This window comes from Lysinibacillus sp. GW823-FHT02G10 (assembly GCF_058797135.1).
On record NZ_JBXAJI010000006.1, the window covers coordinates 15549 to 30007 of the forward strand.

23 protein-coding genes are annotated in these 14459 nt (G+C 38.9%); all 23 read right to left on the reverse strand.

All coding sequences use genetic code 11. The features are described 5' to 3' along the window. Positions 1–12: 12 nt before the first annotated feature. Positions 13–372 (reverse strand): 50S ribosomal protein L18, encoded by a 360-nt coding sequence (gene rplR / locus AC1RFD_RS17155; protein ID WP_004233662.1) that lies wholly within the window; start codon positions 370–372, stop codon positions 13–15. A gap of 32 nt (positions 373–404) precedes the next feature. Beyond that, the gene (gene rplF / locus AC1RFD_RS17160) at positions 405–944 is read right to left on the reverse strand and encodes a 50S ribosomal protein L6 (protein WP_048395570.1); all 540 of its coding nucleotides are present in this window, start codon (positions 942–944) and stop codon (positions 405–407) included. 30 nt (positions 945–974) lie between these two features. Continuing rightward, a complete protein-coding gene (rpsH, locus tag AC1RFD_RS17165) occupies positions 975–1373 on the reverse strand; it encodes a 30S ribosomal protein S8 (protein ID WP_008181717.1) in 399 nt (132 codons plus the stop codon). Positions 1374–1402: 29 nt separating this feature from the next. Beyond that, positions 1403–1588, reverse strand: coding sequence for a type Z 30S ribosomal protein S14 (locus tag AC1RFD_RS17170; protein ID WP_004233656.1), 186 nt, complete (start codon positions 1586–1588; stop codon positions 1403–1405). 21 nt (positions 1589–1609) lie between these two features. Then, positions 1610–2149, reverse strand: coding sequence for a 50S ribosomal protein L5 (gene rplE / locus AC1RFD_RS17175; protein ID WP_004233654.1), 540 nt, complete (start codon positions 2147–2149; stop codon positions 1610–1612). A gap of 28 nt (positions 2150–2177) precedes the next feature. Next, a complete protein-coding gene (rplX, locus tag AC1RFD_RS17180; protein ID WP_004233652.1) occupies positions 2178–2486 on the reverse strand; it encodes a 50S ribosomal protein L24 in 309 nt (102 codons plus the stop codon). 35 nt (positions 2487–2521) lie between these two features. Then, the gene (gene rplN / locus AC1RFD_RS17185; RefSeq protein WP_004233650.1) at positions 2522–2890 is read right to left on the reverse strand and encodes a 50S ribosomal protein L14; all 369 of its coding nucleotides are present in this window, start codon (positions 2888–2890) and stop codon (positions 2522–2524) included. Positions 2891–2933: 43 nt separating this feature from the next. After that, entirely contained in the window at positions 2934–3197 is a 264-nt protein-coding gene (gene rpsQ, locus AC1RFD_RS17190; protein WP_004233648.1) for a 30S ribosomal protein S17, read from the reverse strand. An 18-nt stretch (positions 3198–3215) separates the two neighbouring features. Then, positions 3216–3416, reverse strand: a complete 201-nt coding sequence (rpmC, locus tag AC1RFD_RS17195; protein WP_004233646.1) for a 50S ribosomal protein L29 — start codon at positions 3414–3416, stop codon at positions 3216–3218. Further along, complete coding sequence (gene rplP, locus AC1RFD_RS17200; RefSeq protein ID WP_004233644.1) at positions 3406–3840, reverse strand: 50S ribosomal protein L16; 435 nt, start codon at positions 3838–3840, stop codon at positions 3406–3408. Before rplP ends, rpmC begins: the two co-directional genes overlap by 11 nt. A 1-nt stretch (position 3841) precedes the next feature. Beyond that, positions 3842–4495 carry a 30S ribosomal protein S3 gene (gene rpsC / locus AC1RFD_RS17205; protein ID WP_004233642.1) on the reverse strand — a complete coding sequence of 218 codons (654 nt, stop codon included), beginning with the start codon at positions 4493–4495 and terminating at the stop codon, positions 3842–3844. A gap of 3 nt (positions 4496–4498) precedes the next feature. Further along, positions 4499–4843, reverse strand: a complete 345-nt coding sequence (rplV, locus tag AC1RFD_RS17210) for a 50S ribosomal protein L22 (protein WP_004233639.1) — start codon at positions 4841–4843, stop codon at positions 4499–4501. A 22-nt stretch (positions 4844–4865) separates the two neighbouring features. Beyond that, positions 4866–5144, reverse strand: coding sequence for a 30S ribosomal protein S19 (gene rpsS / locus AC1RFD_RS17215; RefSeq protein WP_004233637.1), 279 nt, complete (start codon positions 5142–5144; stop codon positions 4866–4868). 60 nt (positions 5145–5204) lie between these two features. Continuing rightward, on the reverse strand, positions 5205–6035 hold the full coding sequence (gene rplB, locus AC1RFD_RS17220) for a 50S ribosomal protein L2 (protein ID WP_009373990.1): 831 nt from the start codon (positions 6033–6035) through the stop codon (positions 5205–5207). Positions 6036–6082: 47 nt separating this feature from the next. After that, on the reverse strand, positions 6083–6367 hold the full coding sequence (gene rplW / locus AC1RFD_RS17225) for a 50S ribosomal protein L23 (protein ID WP_004233628.1): 285 nt from the start codon (positions 6365–6367) through the stop codon (positions 6083–6085). Beyond that, positions 6367–6990: a 50S ribosomal protein L4 gene (rplD, locus tag AC1RFD_RS17230; protein ID WP_004233626.1), complete on the reverse strand. Its 624-nt coding sequence runs from the start codon at positions 6988–6990 to the stop codon at positions 6367–6369. Before rplD ends, rplW begins: the two co-directional genes overlap by 1 nt. Before the next feature lie 26 nt (positions 6991–7016). Further along, complete coding sequence (gene rplC, locus AC1RFD_RS17235) at positions 7017–7646, reverse strand: 50S ribosomal protein L3 (RefSeq protein ID WP_004233625.1); 630 nt, start codon at positions 7644–7646, stop codon at positions 7017–7019. A gap of 45 nt (positions 7647–7691) precedes the next feature. Next, the gene (gene rpsJ, locus AC1RFD_RS17240) at positions 7692–8000 is read right to left on the reverse strand and encodes a 30S ribosomal protein S10 (RefSeq protein WP_004233624.1); all 309 of its coding nucleotides are present in this window, start codon (positions 7998–8000) and stop codon (positions 7692–7694) included. A gap of 357 nt (positions 8001–8357) precedes the next feature. Then, positions 8358–9668: a Na+/H+ antiporter family protein gene (locus AC1RFD_RS17245; RefSeq protein ID WP_259420055.1), complete on the reverse strand. Its 1311-nt coding sequence runs from the start codon at positions 9666–9668 to the stop codon at positions 8358–8360. A 159-nt stretch (positions 9669–9827) separates the two neighbouring features. Then, positions 9828–11807, reverse strand: a complete 1980-nt coding sequence (locus AC1RFD_RS17250) for an ABC transporter permease (RefSeq protein WP_328023931.1) — start codon at positions 11805–11807, stop codon at positions 9828–9830. Next, positions 11797–12558, reverse strand: a complete 762-nt coding sequence (locus AC1RFD_RS17255) for an ABC transporter ATP-binding protein (protein ID WP_048395566.1) — start codon at positions 12556–12558, stop codon at positions 11797–11799. The genes AC1RFD_RS17250 and AC1RFD_RS17255 overlap by 11 nt, the downstream gene beginning before the upstream one ends. A 96-nt stretch (positions 12559–12654) precedes the next feature. After that, a complete protein-coding gene (locus AC1RFD_RS17260) occupies positions 12655–13671 on the reverse strand; it encodes a sensor histidine kinase (RefSeq protein ID WP_492475119.1) in 1017 nt (338 codons plus the stop codon). Between the two features lie 15 nt (positions 13672–13686). Then, the gene (locus AC1RFD_RS17265) at positions 13687–14367 is read right to left on the reverse strand and encodes a response regulator transcription factor (RefSeq protein WP_082148187.1); all 681 of its coding nucleotides are present in this window, start codon (positions 14365–14367) and stop codon (positions 13687–13689) included. Positions 14368–14459 lie beyond the last annotated feature (92 nt).

Sequence of the window (14459 nt, forward strand, 5' to 3'; positions counted from 1 at the left end):
CCCTCCTTCTTATTAAAATTCTAAACCGTTCTCACGTGCAGCTTCAGCTAAAGCTTTAACACGTCCATGATATAAGTAACCACCACGGTCAAATACTACAGCAGTAATATTTTTTTCCGCAGCGCGTTTTGCGATTGTTTCACCGACTTTAGTTGCTGCGTCAACATTGCTACCAGCACCTTCGAAACCATTTTCTTGAGAAGATGCGCTAACAATTGTTACGCCTGCTACGTCATCGATAAGTTGCGCGTAAATGTTCTTGTTAGAACGGAATACGTTTAAGCGTGGACGCTGAGCAGTACCCGAAATTTTAGAACGAACGCGAGCATGACGTTTTTTACGAACCTGATTTTTATCTTGTTTCGTAATCACAAGGGTCACTCCTTTCTAATGCTTAAGCTGCATTATTTACCTGTTTTACCTTCTTTACGACGAACATATTCGCCTTCATAACGAATACCTTTACCTTTATAAGGCTCTGGTGGACGAACGTCACGGATGTTAGATGCAAGAGCACCAACGCGTTCTTTGCTGATACCTTTAACGATGATCTTAGTGTTTGAAGGAACTTCAATTTGTAGACCATCTTCAGGTGTGAACTCTACTGGATGAGAGTAACCTACGTTAAGTACAAGTTTATTACCTTGTAATTGCGCACGGTAACCTACACCGATAAGTTCTAAAGCTTTTTCGAAACCTGCAGAAACACCAGTAACCATGTTCGCAAGAAGCGCACGAGTAGTACCGTGGTTTGTGCGGTGTTCTTTTGAATCAGAAGGACGTACTACAGTGATTACGTTACCCTCTTGCTCAATTTTCATATCTTGGTGGAAAGAACGAACAAGTTCGCCTTTAGGACCTTTAACAGTAACAGTGTTGTCAGCTGCAACAGTAACAGTTACGTTAGCTGGTACCTCGATAATTTTTTTACCTACACGAGACATTTAGTTGCACCTCCATTCATTTATTGCTAATTACCAAACGTATGCTAGAACTTCGCCGCCAACTTGTTTAGCGCGAGCTTCTTTATCTGTTAATAAACCTTGTGAAGTTGACACTAAAGCGATACCAAGACCGTTCAATACTTTAGGTACTTCATTTGTTTTAGCATATACACGTAAACCAGGTTTAGAAATACGTTTTAAGCCAGTGATAACGCGCTCGTTATCTTTTCCATATTTTAAGAAAATACGGATGATACCTTGTTTGTTGTCTTCCACGTATTCTACGTCACGTACGAAACCTTCACGCTTTAAAATTTCAGCGATTTCTTTTTTCACGTTGGAAGCTGGTACTTCTAACTTCTCGTGACGAACCATGTTCGCATTACGAATGCGAGTAAGCATATCTGCAATCGGATCAGTCATTGTCATTACATTTACCTCCTTCCCAAATTAGGGGATTACCAGCTGGCTTTTTTCACGCCAGGAATTTGTCCCTTATATGCAAGTTCTCGGAAACAAATACGGCAAAGTTTGAATTTGCGATATACTGAATGTGGACGACCACAGCGTTCACAACGTGTATACTCTTGCACTTTAAACTTTTGCTTACGTTGTTGTTTAACGATCATAGATTTTTTAGCCACGTTTTCGCCCTCCTTGTTTGATTACTTTTGGAACGGCATACCGAATTGTGTCAATAACTCGCGAGCTTCTTCGTCAGAGTTCGCTGTCGTTACGATCACGATGTCCATACCGCGTACTTTTGAAACTTTATCGTAATCGATTTCTGGGAAAATTAATTGTTCTTTAACACCTAGAGTGTAGTTACCGCGACCATCGAATGCTTTCTTAGAAACACCACGGAAGTCACGTACACGAGGTAGTGAGATAGAAATTAATTTGTCCAAGAATTCATACATACGCTCACCGCGTAATGTAACTTTAGCACCGATAGGCATACCTTCACGAAGACGGAAACCTGCGATCGATTTTTTAGCTTTAGTTACTACTGGTTTTTGACCAGTGATAATTGTTAATTCTTCAACAGCTGCATCTAACGCTTTAGAGTTTTGAACTGCATCACCAACACCCATGTTGATAACGATTTTCTCAACTTTCGGTAGTTGCATAACTGATTTATATCCAAATTTGCTCATAAGAGCTGGAGAAACTTCATTTAAATATTTTTCTTTTAGGCGGCTCATGTGTGTACCTCCCTTCTATTTATACTAATTAGTCGATTACTGCACCTGATTTTTTTGCTACACGAACTTTTTTACCGTTTTCGATTTTATAACCTACACGAGTCGGCTCGCCAGATTTAGGATCGATTAGCATTACGTTCGAAACGTGAATTGCAGCCTCTTGGCTAACAATACCACCTTGTGGATTCAATTGGTTAGGTTTAACGTGTTTTTTCACGATATTCACACCTTCAACAAGAACGCGATCTTGTTTTGGGAAAGCAGCAAGGATTACGCCTTCTTTGCCTTTATCCTTACCAGTGATTACCTTAACCTTGTCACCTTTTTTTACATGCATGCTGTCGCACCTCCTTGATTGGCACTGTCATGAAATTAAAGAACTTCTGGAGCTAGAGAAACGATTTTCATGAAGTTGCTGTCACGTAGTTCACGTGCAACAGGTCCGAAAATACGAGTTCCGCGTGGTGATTTATCATCACGAATAATTACACAAGCATTTTCATCAAATTTGATGTACGTGCCGTCTTTACGACGAACGCCTGATTTAGTACGAACGATAACAGCTTTAACAACGTCACCCTTCTTGACAACGCCACCTGGTGTTGCTTTCTTAACTGTACAAACAACGATATCACCGATGTTAGCAGTTTTACGGCCAGAGCCACCAAGCACTTTAATTGTAAGAACTTCACGTGCACCTGAGTTGTCAGCAACTTTCATACGACTTTCTTGTTGGATCACTTAGGTTACCTCCCTTCGGAAATTGGTTGTTCCGAAATAGTTATTAAATAATAACCGCTTTTTCTACAACTTCTACTAGACGGAAACGTTTAGTAGCTGATAGCGGGCGAGTTTCCATGATACGTACGATATCACCGATTTTCGCTGTGTTTAACTCATCATGAGCTTTAAACTTTTTAGAGTATTTTACACGCTTACCATAAAGCTTGTGCTTTTTGTAAGTTTCAACTAAAACAGTAACAGTTTTGTCCATTTTATCTGAAACAACGCGGCCCGTGTAAACTTTGCGTTGATTGCGCTCAGTCATACTTGAAAACCTCCTTTATCAGTTATTTGCACTGATTTCTCTTTCACGAATAACAGTTTTCATACGCGCGATTGCTTTACGCACTTCACGAATACGAGCTGTGTTTTCTAATTGACCAGTCGCCAATTGGAAGCGAAGGTTGAAAAGCTCTTCTTTCAGTGATTTCACTTTTAATTCTATTTCAGAAGTAGCAAGGTCACGGATTTCATTAGCTTTCATTAGATTCACCACCAGTTTCTTGACGTTTTACGATCTTACATTTAACAGGAAGTTTGTGTGATGCTAAACGAAGTGCTTCACGTGCAACTTCTTCAGATACGCCAGCAATTTCGAACATTACTTTTCCTGGTTTAACTACTGCTACCCAACCTTCAGGAGAACCTTTACCAGAACCCATGCGGACTTCTAGAGGTTTTTTAGTGTAAGGTTTATGTGGGAAGATTTTAATCCAAACTTTACCGCCACGTTTCATGTAACGAGTCATCGCGATACGAGCAGATTCGATTTGACGGTTAGTAATCCAGCTAGCAGTTTGAGCTTGTAAGCCCCATTCGCCGAAAGTTACTTCTTTACCGCCTTTCGCTTCGCCACGCATGTTGCCGCGGTGTTCACGACGGTATTTAACGCGTTTAGGCAATAACATATTATTTGCCTCCTTCCACAGATTTCTTCGTAGGAAGAACTTCACCACGGTAGATCCATACTTTAACGCCTAATTTACCGTAAGTAGTATCAGCTTCTGCGTGTGCATAATCGATGTCAGCACGTAGAGTATGAAGTGGAACAGTTCCTTCACTATAGTGTTCAGCACGCGCGATATCAGCGCCACCTAAACGACCAGATACTTGTGTTTTAATTCCTTTTGCACCAGCGCGGATTGTGCGTTGGATCGCTTGCTTTTGCGCACGACGGAATGATACACGATTTTCTAATTGACGAGCGATGTTTTCAGCTACTAGACGAGCGTCAAGATCTGCACGTTTGATTTCAATGATGTTGATGTGTACACGTTTACCAGTTAAATCGCTAAGGTATTTACGAAGATTTTCAACTTCAGTACCACCTTTACCGATTACCATACCTGGTTTCGCAGTGTGAATTGTAATGTTTACACGGTTTGCAGCACGTTCGATTTCTACTTTAGAAACTGAAGCGTCTTTAAGAGCCGTTTCAATATATTTACGCACTTTGATGTCTTCGTGAAGTAGAGTTGCATAGTCTTTTTCAGCGTACCATTTTGACTCCCAGTCACGAATAATACCAACGCGTAGTCCTATTGGATGTACTTTTTGACCCACGGATTAACCCTCCTTCTTCTCAGATACCACTAGAGTAATGTGGCTTGTGCGTTTGTTAATTGCGCTTGCACGTCCTTGTGCACGTGGACGGAAACGTTTTAAAGTTGGACCTTCGTCAACGAATACTTCAGAAACTACTAAAGAGTTGATGTCAAGATCGTAGTTGTGCTCAGCGTTAGCAACTGCAGATTTTAATACTTTCTCAACGACTGGAGACGCCGCTTTTGGAGTATGACGTAAAATTGCAACTGCTTCACCAACTTGCTTACCTCGGATTAAGTCTACAACTAGACGTACTTTGCGAGGAGCAATGCGTACTGTACGAGCGATAGCTTTAGCTTGTGTCATTAGGATTTACCTCCTCTCAAAATTAGCGTCTTGTTTTCTTGTCGTCTGCACCGTGACCTTTATAAGTACGTGTCGGTGCGAACTCACCAAGTTTATGGCCTACCATATCTTCTGTTACGTATACAGGAACATGTTTACGTCCATCATATACAGCAATCGTTAAACCGATGAAGTTCGGGAAGATTGTAGAACGGCGTGACCAAGTTTTGATAACTTGTTTTTTCTCAGAAGCCTCTTGCGCTTCCACTTTTTTCATTAAGTGGTCATCGACAAAAGGTCCTTTTTTCAAGCTGCGACCCATGTAGGAACCTCCCTCCGTGATTCCACCACGGCTCTCACATAGAACCGTAGTTTAACCACTTTATTTTTTACGACTACGGATGATAAATTTATCCGATTTGTTTTTCTTCTTGCGAGTTTTGTAACCAAGTGCTGGTTTACCCCAAGGAGTCATTGGTGATTTACGTCCGATTGGAGAACGTCCTTCACCACCACCGTGTGGGTGATCGTTAGGGTTCATTACAGAACCACGAACTTCTGGGCGTTTACCTAACCAACGGCTACGACCTGCTTTACCGATGTGTACAAGTTCGTGTTGTTCGTTACCAACTTGACCGATTGTAGCGCGGCAAGTAGCTAAAACTAAACGTACTTCACCAGATTGTAAACGAACGATAACGTACTTATCTTCACGACCAAGTACTTGCGCAGAAGTACCAGCTGAACGTACTAATTGTCCGCCTTTACCAGGTTTTAACTCGATGTTATGGATTGTAGTACCCATTGGAATGTTTGCTAATGGTAAAGTGTTACCTACTTTAATATCAGCATCTGGACCAGAAACGATTGTTTGACCAACCTCTAGACCTTTTGGTGCTAAGATGTAAGCTTTTGCTCCATCAGCGTAGTTGATTAATGCGATATTCGCAGAACGGTTTGGATCATATTCAATAGTAGCAACTTTTGCCGGAATGCCATCTTTAACACGTTTGAAATCGATAACACGGTATTGCTTCTTATGACCACCACCATGATGACGAACAGTGATTTTACCTTGGTTGTTACGACCAGCTTTGCGTTTAGTTGGTTCAAGCAATGATTTCTCAGGCTTGTTAGTTGTAATTTCCGCAAAGTCTAATGACGTCATGTTACGACGACCATTAGAGGTAGGTTTATACTTTTTAATCGCCATTGTGTTTTCCCTCCTTCTTGAGTGTTCAAATCATAAATCCGTTAGGATTACATTTCGAATAATTCAATTTCTTTGCTATCAGCAGTTAGTTTAACGATCGCTTTACGACGTTTGTTAGTGTAACCACCGTAACGGCCTACGCGTTTGAATTTACCTTTGTAGTTAAGAACGTTTACTTTCTCAACTTTTACGCCAAAGATTTCTTCTACAGCGTCTTTTACTTGAGTTTTGTTAGCGCGAGTGTCTACTTCGAAAGTATACTTTTTCTCTGCCATAAGTTCTGAAGAACGCTCAGTAATGACCGGACGTTTTAAAATATCACGTGCTTCCATTATCCAAGCACCTCCTCAACTTTTTCTACTGCAGACTTAGTGAATACAACTTTATCATGACCTAATAGATCAAGAACGTTGATTCCGTTTGCAGTTAAAACTGTTACACCTGGGATGTTACGAGCAGACAATGCTACGTTTTCATCTAGGTCAGCAGTTACGAATAAAGATTTTTTCTCTAAAGAAAGATCTTTAAGGATTTTTGTGAATTCTTTTGTTTTTGGTGCTGCTAGAGTTAGAGCATCAAGAACTAAGAAGTTTTGTTCTACTACTTTAGCTGATAAAGCAGATTTAAGAGCTAAACGACGAACTTTTTTAGGTAATTTATAAGAATAGCTACGTGGAGTAGGACCGAATACGATACCACCGCCGCGCCATTGTGGAGAACGGATAGAACCTTGACGAGCACGACCAGTTCCTTTTTGACGCCATGGTTTACGACCACCACCAGCAACTTCAGAACGGTTTTTAACCTTGTGATTACCTTGACGAAGAGAAGCGCGTTGAGCAACTACTGCGTCGAATAATACTGCTTCATTTGGCTCGATTCCGAAGATCGCATCGTTTAATTCGATTTCACCAACTGAAGCACCTGTTTGACTAAGTACAGATACTTTTGTCATTCCTGTTTCCTCCTTTCCTTAAGTGATTACTTAGCTTTAATTGCAGTTTTTACTGTAACTAGAGCTTTTTTAGAACCAGGAACATTACCTTTAACAAGTAGTAAGTTACGATCTGTGTCAACTTTCACGATTTCTAAGTTTTGGATTGTAACTACATTGCCACCCATTTGACCAGGTAATTTCTTTTGTTTGAATACGCGGTTCGGAGCAACTGGACCCATTGAACCAGGACGACGGTGGTAACGAGAACCGTGGGCCATAGGACCACGAGATTGTCCGTGGCGTTTGATAACACCTTGGAAACCTTTACCTTTAGTAACTCCTGTTACATCGATTACATCGCCTTCTGCGAAAATTTCTACTTTGACTTCTTGACCAACTTCGTATTCTTCCACGTTCACGTTGCGGAATTCACGAATGAAGCGCTTAGGAGCAGTGTTCGCTTTTGCTACGTGACCTTGTTCTGGTTTGTTAGAAAGCTTAACGCGCTTGTCTTCGAAACCAACTTGAATTGCTTCGTAGCCGTCTGTTTCAACAGTTTTCTTTTGAAGAACTACGTTTGGAGTAGCTTCGATAACTGTTACCGGGATTAAATCGCCGTTTTCAGCGAAAACTTGTGTCATACCAATTTTTCTACCTAAGATTCCTTTAGCCATTTGTCACACCTCCTGTAAGTTTTAAAAGTTATATTGTTTTTACCATTAAAGTTTGATTTCGATATCAACGCCAGATGGTAAATCAAGTTTCATTAACGCGTCAACAGTTTGTGGTGTTGGGTTAACGATATCGATCAGACGTTTATGCGTACGCATTTCGAATTGTTCACGAGAATCTTTGTACTTGTGAACCGCACGAAGAATTGTGTACACAGACTTCTCAGTTGGAAGTGGAATCGGACCTGATACACTTGCACCTGAACGTTTTGCAGTTTCCACAATTTTCTCAGCAGATTGATCTAAAATACGGTGATCATACGCTTTTAAACGAATACGAATCTTTTGTTTTGCCATTATTTTCCCTCCTTCTCGCCTATTTTCTAGACATTCTCCACGAAAATTTTCCCACACACCGCCATGGCAAAGCGGCCGGGTGTGTCGGCAACCTCTCGCTTCATCGCAGTCAAAGACCAACATTCAACATTATATACAATAAAAAAAGAATAAGCAAGTCTTTTCGCTAAATTCTTTTAAATGTTGCAGATATTCTTAGTACTACTATTTCTTCGCTTTATTAAGCCGTTTATTAGTATATAAAATTTCTATACATATTGCAACACTTAAGGTTGTCATATCAACATTTTCGCACATTTCAAATAACTCAAAAAAGAAAAAAGTAGTTTCTATATAATTATAGAAACTACCTCCTTATTATAGAAAGAACACACAAGCAATCCAACCAAACAGGATTAGTGGTATGTTAATGAAAATAAACGTAGGAACACAGGTATCCCAAATATGATGATGCTGGCCATCAACATTAAGGCCTGCTGTTGGCCCTAATGTAGAATCGGATGCTGGAGAACCTGCGTCTCCTAAAGCACCAGCTGTACCGATTAAGCATAATATCGCTAAAGGACTCATATCTAAACCTTGTGCTAGCGGAACAAATAGTGTCGCGATTATAGGCACTGTAGCGAAGGACGAACCAATCCCCATCGTCACAACTAATCCTATGACTAACATGATGAAGACAGCAAGACTTCTATTTCCTTCTAATACAGTGAGTGAATTTGTAATTAAGCTGTCCACATCACCTGTTGCATTGATTACCGCCGCAAAACCATTTGCCGCAATCATAACAAAGCCAATAAAGGCCATCATCTTCATTCCTTCAGAAAGAATATCATCTGCTTCTCTCCATTTAAGAGCACCTGTAAAATACATAATCATAATACCTGCAAACGAGCCTACAATCATTGAGTCTGTTAACACTTGAGCGCATAGTGATATTACTAGTGCCAGAGCTGTAGAAAACATAATGAATTTGCTGACGTTTACATTTAAAGATTCCGTCTCCACTTCACTATGCTTATAATGTCTTGGTTTGCGGTATACAGCGAAGGCAATTATCAATCCGATTAGCATTCCTAATACGGGAATACCCATTGCTGCAGGGACATCACGTGAAGAAACAGCCATTCCTGCCTCTGACACTTGTGTAGCAACGATATCTTGAAAGATTGCTCCAAAACCAGCAGGTACAAAACTATAAGTACCAATTAAGCCTACTGCAATCAACGTTGCAATTATACGTCGATCGACTTCTAGCATATTTAAAATCTTTAAAATAGGAGGTATTAATAATGGAATGAAGGCAATATGAATAGGAATAACATTTTGAGATAAAATAGACATCACAAAAATAAGGAAGAAAATTAATACCTTCACAAGTCCTTTTCTATTACTTTCACCCTTTAATATTTTTAACATCCCGGCTATCATTAATTCGGGTATTCCTGTTTTGGCAATGGCGATTGCAAAACCACCAAGTAAGCCATAACTTAATGCAATGGTTGCTCCTGCTCCTAATCCTTCTGTAAATGATTGGACTGTTGACTCAATGCCCATCCCACTAGTTAGACCACCTACAAATGCTCCTAGAACTAACGAGAGAACTACATTGATGCGAAGCAAGCTTAATATTAACATAACGGCAACAGCCGCAATTACTGCATTCATTGTTACACTCTACTTTCATACACTAAATTACTAACATGTTAAACTTTATTATTCTGATAATTGAAAGTCAAGGTTTTTTGTAACTTCTATATTTTTTGCACTAAAAAAACAGTGTAATGATAACCACCACACTGTTTCCGAGTTTCCTCTTATTTAATATTACAACGACTGACGTACAACCTTTTTATAGTAGCCTACCGATAGAATAGCAAAAATCGTATATAAAGCTATATAACAGCACATTGCAATCCACAAGGGAGCTGTTAACTCTGTCCCAAATAAAAACCATCCTGACTTAACAGCAAAGTAGCTATGCAATAACCCAATAACTAGTGGAACACCGAAATTAAAGGCCTGTTTCATATAAATACCCTTCATGATATCTTTTTCAGCAAAACCAATCTTTCGTAGGATTGTATAGGAATCACGTTCTTCCTCCGCCTCAGACATTTGTTTAAAGTATAGAATACTACCTGTGGTCATTAAAAACGCTAACCCTAAAAATGCTGTTGTAAAGATGGTAAGACCCAATGATTCAATATTGTCTTTACGTTTTCCTTCATAGGATGATTGTGTATATTGCTTTGTCTTCCCTTCATCATCTACAGCCGTAATAATACCTGCATTTGATTGAATATATAATTTTTCTGCTGTTGTAATATCTTCGTTAGATTTTAAAGTAATTGTTGTTTGATGATGCCAAGGATAAAGAGCTGCCTGTGTAGTTAAACTTTTAAACATATCATCTGTCACAACAAAGATAGGTCCACCACCCCCAGCCGTTACAATACCACTTATAACGCTTTTATCGTGGATATCAACGACATGAAAAGTTTCTTCAAGTTCTCCTGCAGATACTACTAAATCATGATCTTTCTCTAACGGGAACATTTCAGCCATATAACCACCATAGTTTGTTAAGATAACCTCATTCCCTGAAAGATTAGCTTCTGGAACACTCTGCTGGTAATCTGAAAGCGGAATGGTATAAATTGTGCCTTCCATTGTATATAAAGGGTTATCCTGCTGTTTTTTAGACATCAATTGACCTACAGCAGCGGTTACTCCCTGAAGACGGTAGTCAATTTTATCATAAGCAATATTATTTTCCTCTAACTTCTCTAAAAATTCCTCCCCTTGCTCTTCAAGCAATATGAAATCACCAGGTACTTGGCTATATGCAGATGCTTCCGAGGAGTAGTAGGCGATATAGGAAAGAGTCGTCACGCCTAGAGAAACGCCTGTTAACACGGTGATTAGCGTTAATGACTTTGCATTGCTCTTCATGCGATGCATGATGGGCGTTAATGCTAACACATCCTTTATGGATAAATGCCCTTTTTTCTTTAGGCGAATAGTATTCATAATAAATGCTACAGAGAAACGAAAAACAAGGAATGTTCCACCAATTGTAGTAGCTAAAATAATTATCATATTGATAAATAAATTACCAGCAGATTCGATATCGAACAACTTTGTCGATGCATAGTAGCCATAAACAATCAGTATAAGGCCCAAAAAGCCAATAACCATCTGGAACGCACTAAAGCGTCTCACACGCTCATCTGCTTGTTTTGCTGCACTAAATAATGATAACAATGACACATGATGAATCATCCAAGCCATCTGTATAAGAACGATGATCAATAAGATAGTAAATACAATCATCGACTGCAGTAAAGCTTGTGTACTAAAAGTCATGGTTACGAGAGCTTCTTTTTCAAGCACACGAAGCAAAATCATTGCAAACACACGAGAGCTAAAGAAGCCTGCCAACATACCTATAATAACAGCTCCAACAAATAAGAGAATGTTTTCAACCGCTAATAAACGCACGATTAGCCCCTTAGTCATGCCGATCAGTTGATACAAACCTATTTCCTTACTACGACGCTTCATAAATAAATGGTTTGCATACAGAACGAAGAATAAAACGATAAAATAAAGAATATAAGTTGCTGCCTTAAATCCGGCCGTAGCTGTTCCACTCATTTGAACAGCAGCCCACACCTCCGTATTATTTTGCAAGGTGACAAACGAAAAGTATAATGTAACACTAAAAATAAGTGCAAAGAAATATAGATAGTAGTGCTTCATATTTTTCTTCATACTTCGAAGTACTAACTTACTAAGACTCATACCCGTCACCGCCTAGCACACTTTGTGTATGCATGATTTCTTTGAAAAAGGCCTGCCGTGTTTTATCGCCCTTATAAAGTTCACTATAGATAAGGCCATCCTTTAGAAATAACACACGTGTACAGAAACTTGCGGCTACAGCATCGTGTGTAACCATCATAATTGTCGCTTCTTTTGTTTCATTTATATTTTGTAGATTTTGAAGCAGGGCTGTAGCTGATTTAGAATCTAGTGCACCAGTGGGCTCGTCTGCAAATACCAATGACGGATTGGTAATAAGTGCACGTGCAGCTGAGGTACGCTGTTTTTGTCCACCTGATATTTCGTTGGGGTATTTATTTAAAATTTCCGTGATTCCCAACAAAGAAGTGAGTTCCTTCACTCGACTTTCGGCAACAGCTTTTGGTAACTTACTGATGGCTAACGGTAGAAGAATATTTTCTTTTACTGTCAAGGTATCTAATAAATTATAGTCTTGAAATATAAATCCTAGCTGCTCTCTTCGGAAGTTTGCTAAAGCCTTTTCTTTCATACCACGTAAACTATGACCGTTTATCTCAATAACACCTTCTGTCGCAAAGTCAATTGAGCATAAGACATTTAAAAGCGTTGTTTTACCAGAGCCAGAAGGTCCCATAATACCTACAAATTCTCCTCTATTCACTTCTACATCAATACCCTTTAATACTTCCTGAGCCGTTGATTTTTTTCCATACACTTTCTTTATTTTACGTCCTATTAAAACTGTCACTTCATAACGCCCCTTTCTATAGTTCAAGTGTACCCTGTCAAACCTAATCATTCGTGCGTTTTACATGACAATATAAAAAGGTAGGTGACATTTTCGTCATCTACCTGTTAGTTTCGCATATTCATTTTGTAAGGGGAAACTTAGTGTAAATAGCGAGCCTTCATCAACTTTAGATTGAACATTAATACGAATACCAATTTTATGGGCTACATTAGATGCTAAATAGAGACCCATACCTGTAGATTGAGAGGATTCCCTTCCCGCTGTTCCTGTATAAGATTTTTGAAAAATCCGAGGTAAATCGTCTAAAGGTATACCCCTACCTATATCTTTAATATGTAGTAATGTTGCACCTGAAGAATCATGTTCTGTAAAGATTGTTATCTCAGAATTTACTGGGCTATACTTGATGGCATTCGAAAGAATTTGTCGTATAATAAAAGCTAGCCACTTGCCATCTGTCATAACCATCCCTGTCAGTTCACCAATTTCAAAGCCAATGCCTTTTTCAAGACACCAAGCTTGCATAGCTCGGATTTCTTTATAAATAATGGGCTTCAGTTCAATCTCAGTTAAATAATTATCTTTTTCAATAGCGTATAATCTTGTTTGATGCAGTTGTTGATCAACCAAAAGATGTAGTCTTAGCCATTCATTCTCTAATTTTCGACGTAGCTGTAAATCCTCAATATGTTCAAACATTAAATTAATGGCAGTTAAAGGTGCTTTTACTTCATGGACCCAAGCTAATAGTTCATCAGAATGTTCCTGTATCTGCACTTTGGCTTGATTTAACTCTAAATTCTTTTCAAAAAAGGCATCCTCCATTTTTCGAAAGTATACTTCTTGAAAAGGAGATAAAGCTAAACTATTTCTATGTGCATCATCAAGGTGGCTATCCATATTTCCCAGGAAATCTTTTAATTTCCCAACTTCGATGACATAGCGACACCAAAAAAAGAGTATAAAACAAACAAGTAAACTAACGTTTACATACCAAATAGAAACCCCATTTAAACCAACATCTAAAGAAAATAGCACATTTAGAATTATTAGAGTAAAAATGAAAAATCCTATCCAAGCAAAGCGTTCTCTAACAAATAATAATAACAACTTCCCTCACATCCCTCAGCTTACTGCCATATAACCAAGTCCCTTTTTTGTTAGTATTACCTCATGTAAACCAATATCCTCTAGCTTTGCACGTAACCGATTAACGTTTACAGACAAAGTATTATCGTTTACGAAACGTTCGTCATCCCATAGTTTTCTCATTAGCTCGTCTCTTGAAACGATATGATTAGCCTGCTCCACTAATATTCTTAAAATAAAAAGTTCATTTTTTGTTAAAGAAGCAATGGCACCATTATACATAATTTCACTTCTCGCATAATCAATTATGGCATCGTTAAAACGTGTAACATCCATTTTTTCTTCAACGTAATCATAGGTTCTACGTAAAATAGCCTGTGCTTTTGCGAGTAAAACTTCCATATGAAAAGGCTTTTGAATAAAATCATCAGCCCCCATTTGCATAGCCATCACCATATCCATCGGGTGATCTCTGGAAGAAAGAAAAAGGATTGGCACTTTGGATAAATGACGAATTTCACGACACCAATGAAAGCCGTCATAGGCAGGCAATTGAATATCAATTAGCACGAGATGGGGCTTCTCCTCTATAAAGTCATCCATCACCTTCTGAAAATTTTTAGGTCCCACCACGTTTAGTGACCACTGCTCAAAACGTTCTTGAATCATGCTAAAAATAGAAGGATCATCTTCAATCAGCAAAATTTTCATGTCCATACTCAGTTCCCCTTTCCCTTTAATTATTTACGCTAGAGGACATGCTTGTGGTTATGTACACATACACTAATTAAAACTCTAATTTTTCTTTA

Excerpts from the sequence above, each read along its gene's own strand:
- rpsJ (WP_004233624.1), bottom strand. The coding sequence starts at position 8,000 with ATGGCAAAACAAAAGATTCGTATTCGTTTAAAAGCGTATGATCACCGT.
- AC1RFD_RS17250 (WP_328023931.1), bottom strand. The coding sequence starts at position 11,807 with ATGAGTCTTAGTAAGTTAGTACTTCGAAGTATGAAGAAAAATATGAAG.
- rplF (WP_048395570.1), bottom strand. The coding sequence starts at position 944 with ATGTCTCGTGTAGGTAAAAAAATTATCGAGGTACCAGCTAACGTAACT.
- rplW (WP_004233628.1), bottom strand. The coding sequence starts at position 6,367 with ATGGAAGCACGTGATATTTTAAAACGTCCGGTCATTACTGAGCGTTCT.
- AC1RFD_RS17245 (WP_259420055.1), bottom strand. The coding sequence starts at position 9,668 with ATGAATGCAGTAATTGCGGCTGTTGCCGTTATGTTAATATTAAGCTTG.
- rplX (WP_004233652.1), bottom strand. The coding sequence starts at position 2,486 with ATGCATGTAAAAAAAGGTGACAAGGTTAAGGTAATCACTGGTAAGGAT.
- rplE (WP_004233654.1), bottom strand. The coding sequence starts at position 2,149 with ATGAGCCGCCTAAAAGAAAAATATTTAAATGAAGTTTCTCCAGCTCTT.
- rplP (WP_004233644.1), bottom strand. The coding sequence starts at position 3,840 with ATGTTATTGCCTAAACGCGTTAAATACCGTCGTGAACACCGCGGCAAC.
- rplD (WP_004233626.1), bottom strand. The coding sequence starts at position 6,990 with ATGACAAAAGTATCTGTACTTAGTCAAACAGGTGCTTCAGTTGGTGAA.
- rpsH (WP_008181717.1), bottom strand. The coding sequence starts at position 1,373 with ATGACAATGACTGATCCGATTGCAGATATGCTTACTCGCATTCGTAAT.
- rpsQ (WP_004233648.1), bottom strand. The coding sequence starts at position 3,197 with ATGACTGAGCGCAATCAACGCAAAGTTTACACGGGCCGCGTTGTTTCA.
- rplC (WP_004233625.1), bottom strand. The coding sequence starts at position 7,646 with ATGGCTAAAGGAATCTTAGGTAGAAAAATTGGTATGACACAAGTTTTC.
- rplB (WP_009373990.1), bottom strand. The coding sequence starts at position 6,035 with ATGGCGATTAAAAAGTATAAACCTACCTCTAATGGTCGTCGTAACATG.
- rplV (WP_004233639.1), bottom strand. The coding sequence starts at position 4,843 with ATGACACAAGCTAAAGCTATCGCTCGTACAGTACGCATTGCTCCTCGC.
- AC1RFD_RS17265 (WP_082148187.1), bottom strand. The coding sequence starts at position 14,367 with ATGGACATGAAAATTTTGCTGATTGAAGATGATCCTTCTATTTTTAGC.
- rpsS (WP_004233637.1), bottom strand. The coding sequence starts at position 5,144 with ATGGGTCGCAGCTTGAAAAAAGGACCTTTTGTCGATGACCACTTAATG.
- rpmC (WP_004233646.1), bottom strand. The coding sequence starts at position 3,416 with ATGAAAGCTAATGAAATCCGTGACCTTGCTACTTCTGAAATAGAATTA.